The organism is Actinoalloteichus hymeniacidonis (assembly GCF_014203365.1).
GTDB classification, from domain to species: domain Bacteria; phylum Actinomycetota; class Actinomycetes; order Mycobacteriales; family Pseudonocardiaceae; genus Actinoalloteichus_A; species Actinoalloteichus_A hymeniacidonis.
In genome coordinates this window covers 6,297,008-6,306,207 of the sequence record NZ_JACHIS010000001.1, presented here as the reverse complement: position 1 = coordinate 6,306,207, position 9,200 = coordinate 6,297,008, and the positions used below count along the sequence as shown (strand labels likewise).

General features: G+C 67.6%; 9 protein-coding genes. 4 read left to right on the top strand and 5 right to left on the bottom strand.

The annotated features are described in order from the left end of the window. Positions 1 to 770, top strand: a 770-nt coding sequence (locus BKA25_RS27115; protein ID WP_184285106.1) for a rhomboid family intramembrane serine protease, incomplete at its 5' end; no start/stop codon positions are given. Between the two features lie 300 nt (positions 771 to 1,070). Here the strand turns inward: BKA25_RS27115 and crgA are convergent. Beyond that, positions 1,071 to 1,343 (bottom strand): cell division protein CrgA, encoded by a 273-nt coding sequence (gene crgA, locus BKA25_RS27110; RefSeq protein WP_069845600.1) that lies wholly within the window; start codon positions 1,341 to 1,343, stop codon positions 1,071 to 1,073. Positions 1,344 to 1,679: 336 nt separating this feature from the next. On the opposite strand from crgA, the gene BKA25_RS28560 reads away from it, so the two are divergent. Genes BKA25_RS28560 through BKA25_RS27095 form a run of 3 tightly spaced genes read left to right on the top strand, consistent with a single transcriptional unit; the run spans position 1,680 to position 4,712 of the window. Continuing rightward, positions 1,680 to 3,842 (top strand): class E sortase, encoded by a 2,163-nt coding sequence (locus BKA25_RS28560; RefSeq protein ID WP_236750431.1) that lies wholly within the window; start codon positions 1,680 to 1,682, stop codon positions 3,840 to 3,842. A gap of 11 nt (positions 3,843 to 3,853) precedes the next feature. Continuing rightward, the gene (locus tag BKA25_RS27100; RefSeq protein ID WP_172803707.1) at positions 3,854 to 4,030 is read left to right on the top strand and encodes a hypothetical protein; all 177 of its coding nucleotides are present in this window, start codon (positions 3,854 to 3,856) and stop codon (positions 4,028 to 4,030) included. A gap of 40 nt (positions 4,031 to 4,070) precedes the next feature. Continuing rightward, positions 4,071 to 4,712, top strand: a complete 642-nt coding sequence (locus BKA25_RS27095; protein WP_069845601.1) for an aminodeoxychorismate/anthranilate synthase component II — start codon at positions 4,071 to 4,073, stop codon at positions 4,710 to 4,712. A gap of 8 nt (positions 4,713 to 4,720) precedes the next feature. On the opposite strand, the gene BKA25_RS27090 is transcribed toward BKA25_RS27095, so the two are convergent. From BKA25_RS27090 to BKA25_RS27075, 4 genes are all read right to left on the bottom strand, one after another. Further along, positions 4,721 to 5,008, bottom strand: coding sequence for a hypothetical protein (locus BKA25_RS27090; RefSeq protein ID WP_069845603.1), 288 nt, complete (start codon positions 5,006 to 5,008; stop codon positions 4,721 to 4,723). A 104-nt stretch (positions 5,009 to 5,112) separates the two neighbouring features. Continuing rightward, on the bottom strand, positions 5,113 to 5,517 hold the full coding sequence (locus BKA25_RS27085) for a nuclear transport factor 2 family protein (RefSeq protein ID WP_069845605.1): 405 nt from the start codon (positions 5,515 to 5,517) through the stop codon (positions 5,113 to 5,115). Positions 5,518 to 5,605: 88 nt separating this feature from the next. Beyond that, the gene (pknB, locus tag BKA25_RS27080) at positions 5,606 to 7,606 is read right to left on the bottom strand and encodes a Stk1 family PASTA domain-containing Ser/Thr kinase (RefSeq protein ID WP_069845606.1); all 2,001 of its coding nucleotides are present in this window, start codon (positions 7,604 to 7,606) and stop codon (positions 5,606 to 5,608) included. 102 nt (positions 7,607 to 7,708) lie between these two features. Next, positions 7,709 to 9,199: a protein kinase domain-containing protein gene (locus tag BKA25_RS27075; protein WP_069845608.1), complete on the bottom strand. Its 1,491-nt coding sequence runs from the start codon at positions 9,197 to 9,199 to the stop codon at positions 7,709 to 7,711. Position 9,200 lies beyond the last annotated feature (1 nt).

Sequence of the window (9,200 nt, the reverse complement as noted above, 5' to 3'; positions counted from 1 at the left end):
AGTGCGTCGACTGCATCTCGGAGGGCGCGCGCACCACGCGTAGGCCCAAGACCCTGGCCGGTGCCCCGGTTGGCGCCAAGCCGATCGTCGTTCCGGTCCTCATCGCATTGAACGTGGTGGTCTACCTGATCACCGCGGCCCAAGCGGGCAATCCGATGGGCAACGCCGCATCGGAACTCTTCGGGGCGTGGGCGCTGTGGCCGCCGATGGTTGCGGCGGGCGAGTGGTGGCGGCTGTTCACGTCCGGATTCCTGCACTTCGGCCTGCTGCACCTGGCGCTGAACATGTTCGCGCTGTGGGTGCTGGGCCGGGATCTGGAGCTTCTCCTCGGCAGACTGCGGTTCATCGCCGTGTATCTGGTCTCCCTGATGGGCGGCGGGATCGCCGTCTATCTGTTCGGGGAACTACAGGTCCAGGTCGCCGGAGCATCCGGCGCGGTGTTCGGGTTGATGGGCGGCATCGCGATCGCCGCGATCCGGTTGAAGGTCAATCCGCGTCAGGCTCTGATGGTCATCGGCATCAACCTGGTCATCAGCATCACCATCCCCGGGATCTCCCTGTTGGGACACGTCGGTGGTCTGGTGGTCGGTGCGCTGGCCACGGCCGGGATGGTCTTCGCGCCTCGGCAGCGGCGTGATGCCGTTCAGATCGGTGTCGTGGTCGCGCTGATCGCGCTGTTGGTGGTGGCGTTCTTGATCCGAGAAGCACAGCTCGGCGAATGGACGTGCATGACCATCGACGGTCGGGAGACCTGCGGCCGGATCGGTTGACATAGCGGATTTGCTGATCCGTCATGGATGGGCTCACCCAAGCGGGTGAGCCCGTCGCTGTCTTGTGGACAACCAAGGCCCTCTACCGGCGCTTGTGCCGAAATGCGCAAAGTTATCCACAGGAGTTGTCCCCACTGGGGATGACTTACATGGATGTGGTTCGAGTACCCACCGTGCACGGCTCGTGCCTGAGCTGAACGATCTTCATCAGGCAGAGCGAGGCCCGGACACACAGGTGCCCGGGCCCGTTGTCACTGTCAGTATGGAGTTGCCGACCCGGAGTCGTCCGGGCTCGGTGCTCTAGCGCCACCGCATGGTCATCAACAAACCGGTGATCATCAGCGCGAAGCCGATGGCGAAGTTCCACGACCCGAGCTCCTGCATCAGCGGAATACGATCTCCGGCGATGTAGTTGACGATCAACCAGAGCAGGCCGATCAGCATGATCCCGAGCATCACGGACACGTAGACCGGATGCGAAGGACCAAGACCCACTGCCTCTGCCTTGACCGGTGTGCGCTTATCCTGCGGAACGGTGTAGACGTCCTTCTTGCGGACCTTGGACTTCGGCATCGTTTCCTCGCTGGCGTCGACCGGTGTTGCTCGTCGTCATCACGGAATGTGGCCGTCCAGTCTACGCCTGGTGAGAAAACGCAAGGTGGACGCCTCGATCCCGCAATCACGTTAACGTAGTCGAGGCTCTCAGCGAAGGACAGGTGTACCCGTCGAGCGGATGGCGCCGAGACGGTCGCGATTATTCGCCCACTCGGCGGTCGTGATGTCCGCCAGCCTATGACGCGATCAGCCCCAAGTGGCCTGCGTCTCTCGACGAATGGACACGGTCACAACAGACGTGTGCTTACGCTGCTGGTGCAGAGCTGCCGACGTCGTAGCCCAGGAGGTTTCGTGGTGAGTGAGTTCCCGCCAGAGCGGGACGACTACGCCCCCCGCACTCGTGCTCCGCAGCCTGCGCAGGACGAGCAGCGCCCGGCGGCCGCGCGCCCGGCGCGCACCGCAGGCCCGGGCCGTAGGCGCGCCGCGCGCGAGGGATCGGAAGACCAGCACCCGGCCAACCCGGGCAGGCACTCCGCATCGGGCACGTGGGAGGCGCCGAACCCGCCCGAGGCGACGCGCGTCCAACGCCCGGTCACCGGTCGTCGGCGGGCCGCCGAGCCGGAGAACCACCAGGAGCCACCGCCCGCGCGTCCCACACCGGGCCAGGGGGGTCGACGTCGCCGCGCCGAACCCGTCGACAACCCGGCTCGGCCGGACCTGGCGGGCGAGCGCACCGAGTTCTCCGCTCCGCCGCGACCCAGCGGTTCCACCGGGTCCACCGGATTCTCCGCCCCGATCGCCAGCGGCCCGCTGAGCTCCGCCACCGAGCACGCCTGGCCGCAGACCGCGCCCAACGATGCGCCGAACGGCACTCGCCGCGAGCGCAGGCCGGCCGGTCCGGCGGGTGGTACGCCGCCTGCCGCCCCGCGACGCCCGGGGGAGCGCCCGGCCGATGCACCGGATGGCAGGCGGGCCCGACGGCCGCAGCCGCCAACCCGGCCCGGCCCCCCGCCGACCTACCCGCCCGCGGCCGCTCCCCGAGGCCCGGAGACCAGCCAGGACTGGCCGAGGCCGGACGACAGGCCGCCGCCCGCCGCACCCAATCTCGGCGGTGTGCTGCCGCTCCCCGACGCCCCGATGGGGCGACCGACCTCGGACGGGCCTCGCTCGGCCGACCTCGCCGGTCAGCTGCCTGTCGCACCGCGCTCGACCCCCCGTGCCGAACCGCCGTTCGCCGCGCCGATCGATGACGACGTCGAGTCCAGCGCCGGTTCCTTGCTGGGCGCCCGACTCGACGGCGCCCTCGACGCCGACGGGCCCAATCGGTCCCGGCCCTCGATGGCGCCCATCCCCGGGATGCCGCCCCGGCAGGCGCCGGGTGGCGCAGGCCGAGGCCCGATGCAGACGCGGGGCATGCAGGCACCCGGGCCGGACCCGGAGTCGATGCAGACCGAGCTGCTGCCCGCTGCATCGGCATCGCACGCACCGAACCGCGCCGGGCAACCCGCGCCGGAGGCGGCCACCGAGCTCATCGCGCCCGTCGAGGACGACTACGACGATGAGTACGCGGACGACTACGACGACGGTTATGACGACGGCTACGACGAGGCCGACGACGACTCGGAACACGCTGCCGCAGCCGAGGGCAAACCGCGCACGAAGAAGAAGTCGGTAGCGACCAAGAAAAAGAAGAAGGACAGCGCGGGCCGGATCCTCGCCCGCTCCGGCGGCGAGCTGATGCTGACCGCGGGGTTCGTGGTGCTGCTGTTCGTGTTCTACGAGCTCTTCGTCACCGGTTGGTTCACCTCCTCGCGGCAGGCCCAGGCCGACTCGCGGATGGAGGAGATGTGGCAGGCGGGCGCCAACGAGCGTGATTCGGGTATCGCCCCGATGGATGGCGATGCCTTCGCACGGATCTACGTGCCCAAGTTCGGCTCCGACTACCGGTACAGCATCGTCGAGGGCACCAGCGACGAGAACCTCGAGGTCGGCCCAGGCCACTACATCGACAGCGCGTTGCCCGGCGAGCGCGGCAACTTCGCGGTGGCGGGACACCGGGTCGGTTGGGGCTCGCCCTTCAACAACCTCGACCTGTTGGAGAGCTGCGACGCGATCGTCATCGAGGGCCAGTCGGAGTGGTTCGTCTATCGGGTGTTGCCGATGGAGAGCGAGATCGCGGACTGGGAGGCCACCAGGGCGGCCCGGCCGGAGTGCACCGATGTGCCCTCGCTGGTCGATCCGAACGTCGAGGGCGGCGGCGCCTACGGGATGACCCCCGGCCAGCAGATCGTCTCGCCGAGCCAGGGTGAGGTCATCCTGCCCGTACCGAGCAATCCCGGTGTGGAGCTGGCCGAGGCGGATCAGCGTTCGTTGATCACCCTGACCACCTGTCACCCGAGGTTCTCCGCCGAGCAACGGATGATCATCCACGGTCTCTTGACCGCTCAGTATCCGAAGGAAGGCGAGGGCGCCGGACTGCCGCCCGAGCTGGAGTCAGTGACCCTGGAACGAGAGTAGGCGCAGACGACGTGTACGGCTGGATCTGGCGACATCTGCCGGGACCACTCGTGGTCAAGATCATCGAGGCGTTGGTGCTGGTGGCCATCGTGATCTCGTTGCTGCTGTTCGTCGTGTTCCCGTGGGTGGCGCCGCTGCTGCCCTGGAACAGCGTCGACGTGCCTACCGACGTCAACACGGTCGAATGACGCGCATCGGCGGGCCTTGACGCTCGGATACGCTGGTCGAATGCGCATCCTGGTCGTCGACAACTACGACAGCTTCGTCTACAACCTGGTCCAGTACCTGGCGCAGCTCGACGTCGAGGTGCTGGTGCGTCGTAACGACGTCGTCGAACAGGATGACCTGGACCAGGTCAGCGGTGTGCTGATCAGCCCGGGACCGGGAACGCCGGACCGGGCCGGTCAGAGCATGGAGCTCATCCGTCGTTGTGCCGAGCGAGCCCTACCGGTGCTCGGGGTCTGCCTCGGCCACCAGGCGATCGCCCAGGTCTGGGGCGGCGTCGTCGAGCGGGCTCCCGAGCTGCTGCACGGCAAGACCAGCCTGGTTCACCACGATGGCTCGGGCGTCCTGACCGGGCTGCCGAACCCCTTCGTCGCGACCCGCTACCACTCCTTGACCGTGCGGCCGGACACCGTTCCCGCCGACTTCGAGGTCACGGGCCGGACCGAGTCCGGCGTGGTGATGGCCATTCGACACCGGACGCTGCCGATCGAGGGCGTCCAGTTCCATCCGGAGTCGGTGCTCACCGATGGCGGACATCGGATGCTGGCCAATTGGCTGGCGGCCTGTGGCACGACGGTGCCCTCGGCCTTGGTCGACGAGTTGGAGCACGGCGCCCGGAAGCTGGCGGCCGCTGCACAGGCCTGACGCGTCTTCTAGAGCGTGCCGATGATCGGCTCGGGCCCGCCGGGCCGCCGAGGGCTGGGCAGCGGGATCGACCGGGCCCTGATCCTGGCCTGAACCCGGGCGACCGCGCCTCGGAGGACGATGCCCAGAGCGCGGATCGAATCCGGTTCGAGCATGATGATCTCGCTTGCCGGGGAACTGAGCTCGATCCGGTCGTCCACGACGCGCACCGTGATCAGACAGGTGCGGCCCTGGATGTCTCGGCAGGTGACCTCGGGCAGTGCCCGCTCCGCCGACGGGATCATCTCGTCCGCCATCTCTGGCACCTCCTAAGCGACCCGCGAAGCCGACGATCGGCCACCCGTCGTGTCAGCGTGGGGTGAGCTGTGCCGGGACGCAACAGGAGACGCCGAGGTTCGGATCAAGGCGCGGGAAGGCTCGCCTGCCAGGCCATTCGCAGCGGATGAGTGTCGTAGACGATGCGCAGTTCGGTGATCCGGCCCGTCTCGTCGAGCGTGAGCATGTCGACGCAGTCGAAGGCTGTCGCGGTGTCGTCCGGCAGCCGCCAGTCGTAGCGGAACCGCACGGCCGCGCAGTTCGGTTGCTCGGTGGATAGATACACGTCGACCGGGGTGATCTCCGAGCGTGCGGTGGTCGCCGCGAGTTCGGGGTAGAACTCGCGTGCCGGGATCTCGCCGTTCATCGGCGAGCGGACCACCCCGTCATCGGTGAACAACTCCAACACACCCGCCGCGTCTCCCGCAGCCAGTAGCCGTAGATACCGATCGATGGTCCGCCGCGTCTGCGTCTGCGCCGTGGACACCATGGCCGCCAAGCCTACTGGGGCGGTTGTCGGGTCCTTGTCCAACCTGCCGGATTCAGCTCCAGCCGCCCCAGCGAGTGCTTGCCACGCCTCACGGCGGGTTCAGAAAGCCGCCGCCGCCCCCGTCATCGTCGCCGCCGCCGTCGTCATCGCCGCCGGTGAGTTTTCCGATGCCGATGATCACGGACTCGTCGTTGCGGAGTGGATTGCCGGGGTCGAAGGACTGCGACACCACTCGATCGAGCTGGGAGATATCGTCGACCATGACGCCCTGCTCGACGAGCTCGCCGTCCCACCCGAGTTGCTGGAGCGCCTCCAATGCCTCATCTGCGGTCATCCCGGTCAGATCGGGCATCTCGAGCTGATCGCCGAGCGACACCTGGAGGGTGATGGTCGAACCCCGGTCGACCGGGGTGTTCGGCGGGATGCTCTGGGAGAGGACCTCGCCCTCCTCCTCCGCGCTGCTGGTGGTCTGCACGTCGACGGTCAATCCCAGGCTCTCCAGGTTCGACCTGGCCGTGTCGACCTGTTGCCCGACCGCATTGATGACGTTGACCTGCTCGATGGCCTCGCCGAGGGTGATCTGCACGCGCGAACCGCCGTCGACCTCTTGGTCCGGCGGCGGGTTCTGTCCCATGACCGCCCCGACGAGGTTCTCGTCCTCGGTCTCCTCGTACTGGTATTCCTCGGAGAGCCGCAGCCCCACCTCGCCCAGGGCGTCCCCTGCCTCACTCGCCGACATCCCGGTGAGATCCGGCACCGTTGCAGTACCCGGGCCTGCACCGAGAATGACCTGCACGGTGGAGTCCTCTTCGACCTCCGCGTCAGGCGCCGGGTCGGTGGACATGACCGTGCCTGCCTCCTCTGCGGTGGATTCCACGGGCTCACCGATATCGATCCGGAGATTGGCAGCGTCCAGGGCGTCCCTGGCCTCCCGCTCGGTCATTCCGGTGAGGTCGGGTACCGAGACGGTCGGTGTGGTCGGGGCGTCGTCCTCGCCCGAGTTGAATCCGTTGATGGTCAGGACGGCGGCCAACGCGATGATGCCGACACACAGCGCCGTGATCAGCGCGGCGACCCAGCCCTTCCGGCGTCGGGCGCGCCGTTCCTCCTCCTCATCGGCGAGTTCGTCGTAGTCGTCGTCGACGGGGGGCGGCGGCGGACGTCGCCGCCTGCCGGGCTGCGGGGCGTCCTCGGAGCCCATCATGGTGGTGCGTTCCTCGTCGGTCATCACCATCGGCGCGTTCGGCCGCTGCCCCGACAGCACCCGCACCAGGTCGGCGCGCATCTCCGCCGCCGACTGGTACCGGTTGGCGGGGTTCTTGCTCATCGCCTTGAGGATGATCGCGTCGAGCTCGGGCGTGATCTGGTCGTTGACCTCGGACGGCCGCCGGGGATCCTCCCGGACATGCTGATAGGCGACCGCAACCGGCGAATCACCGGTGAACGGCGGCTCGCCGGTCAACAGCTCGAAGAGCACACAGCCCGCCGCGTAGACGTCGCTTCGGGCGTCGACCGCCTCGCCCCTGGCCTGCTCCGGCGACAGGTACTGCGCGGTGCCGATCACGGCTGCGGTCTGGGTGACGGCGGCTTGGCCATCGTGCAGTGCCCGCGCGATACCGAAGTCCATCACCTTCACGGCGCCGGACTTGGTGATCATGATGTTGGCGGGCTTCACATCGCGGTGGATGATGCCGTGTCGGTGGCTGAAGTCCAGGGCCGCACTCGCGTCGGCCATGACCTCCATCGCCCGACGACCGGTGAGTGGGCCATCGCCCTTCACCATGTCGCGCAGCGTCCGACCGTCGACGTACTCCATGACGATGTAGGGCAGCGGACCGTGCTCGGTCTCCGTCTCGCCGGTGTCGTAGACGGCGACGATGGCGGGATGATTCAACGCTGCGGCGTTCTGCGCTTCTCTGCGGAAGCGCAGCTGGAACGTGGGATCCCGTGCGAGGTCGGCGCGTAGCACCTTCACGGCCACATCGCGGCTGAGTCGAACGTCCCTGCCCATGTGGACCTCGGACATGCCGCCATAACCGAGTGTGTCACCCAGTTCATAGCGGTTGGAGAGCAGTCGCTGCGTGCCCATTACTGCGTCGTCCCGATCCTCGTTAACGGTCGTCTCATCATGCCGGTTCGCCCGGTCCGATGCCGAGTCTGCATAAGCATGTCCTCGTGGTGATACATCGGATCAAGCACCCCCTGTGGTACACCGAACAACGATCTCAGTGTTCACTGGCTGCAGACCACTCGGTTCTATGCCTGTCACCAGGCACATTCTCGCGAGTTCCACCGGATCGTCGTCGATTCCCACCACCGTTGGGCGCATTCCGAGCTCTTCGAGCCGTTCCGCCACTACCTCGGACGGTTTGTTCTGAAACTCGGTCTCGGCGAGTTCGACGAGAGCAGAATTCTCGCTCTGACCAGGCGGTGGCTGTTCATCGGGCTCGGGGAATGAGGGTAAGACATCTTCGTCGGAAACCGAAGGACCCGAATCTTCCTCGAGATCGGTGCCGGAACCGGGGCTTTCCGCGCGCCCCTGCCCTTCCTGCAGAACCGTGGAGATACCCCACACGGCCAAGCCGATGAGTATGACGACCAGCAGCGAGACGACCGTCCATGCGGCGGCGTTGCTTCGACGACGCGGTGGCTGCTGCATCCCGGGGTGGTAACCGCCGCCCGGGTGATGACCCATCGGGGCCGGACCATGGGCGGGCGGTGCCGGTGGCATGTTCTGCACGGGAGCCGCAGGCATCATCATGTTGCCCCCCGGCGGAACGCGGGGGATGTTGCCGGTGATCGGTCCGTTGGACAGCATCGCCAGACCCGAGGGCGCAGGCAACGGATGACCCGCGCGTACCGCGGACACGGCCGCCGCGAACTCGCCTCCGGTGCGGTAACGCCGCCTCGGATCCTTGACCAGGGTGTTCTCGATGAGGGTCCGCGCACCGATCGGCACATCCGGCGGGAGCGGCGGGACGTTCTCCCTGATGTGCATCATGGCGACCGTCACCGCGTTGTCGGACACGAAGGGACGGTGCCCCATCAGGCATTCGTAACCGACGACGGCCAAGGAGTAGACATCGCTGGCGGGTTCGGCCTCGCCGCCCAATGCCTGTTCCGGCGCGATGTAGTGCGCGGTGCCCATCACCATGCCGGATCGGGTCACCGGCGCTGCATCGGCCGCCTTGGCGATCCCGAAGTCGGTGAGCTTCACCTTGCCGTTCGGGGTCACCATGATGTTGCCGGGCTTGACGTCGCGGTGGACGTAACCGCGTTCGTGCGCGGCCTGAAGTGCCTGGCCCGCCTGTTCGAGCATGTCGAGCGCGCGGTCGGCGTTAAGCCTGCCCTGGGTGGCCAGGATAGCGGCCAACGGGTCGCCCTCGACCAACTCCATCACGAGGTAGGCGGTGTCCTCCGGGCCATCCGGTACCGCAGCGGTCTCGCCGTAATCGTGGATCGCCGCGATATTCGGGTGGTTCAGTGATGCGGTGGTGCGGGCCTCGGTGCGGAACCGGTGCAGGAACTCGGCATTGCCGCAGAGCTCCGGTTTGAGGACCTTGACCGCGACCTTGCGATCGAGGCGCGTGTCAGCCGCCTCCCAGACCTCGCCCATGCCGCCGACCGCGATCCGCGTACCGAGTCGGTAGCGGTCCGCGAGCAGCTGCCCGGAGGTGAGCACG

Bases quoted from the DNA above. Each gene is read 5' to 3' on its own strand.
- crgA (WP_069845600.1), bottom strand. From the start codon at position 1,343: ATGCCGAAGTCCAAGGTCCGCAAGAAGGACGTCTACACCGTTCCGCAG.
- BKA25_RS27095 (WP_069845601.1), top strand. From the start codon at position 4,071: ATGCGCATCCTGGTCGTCGACAACTACGACAGCTTCGTCTACAACCTG.
- BKA25_RS27090 (WP_069845603.1), bottom strand. From the start codon at position 5,008: ATGGCGGACGAGATGATCCCGTCGGCGGAGCGGGCACTGCCCGAGGTC.
- BKA25_RS27085 (WP_069845605.1), bottom strand. From the start codon at position 5,517: ATGGTGTCCACGGCGCAGACGCAGACGCGGCGGACCATCGATCGGTAT.
- pknB (WP_069845606.1), bottom strand. From the start codon at position 7,606: ATGGGCACGCAGCGACTGCTCTCCAACCGCTATGAACTGGGTGACACA.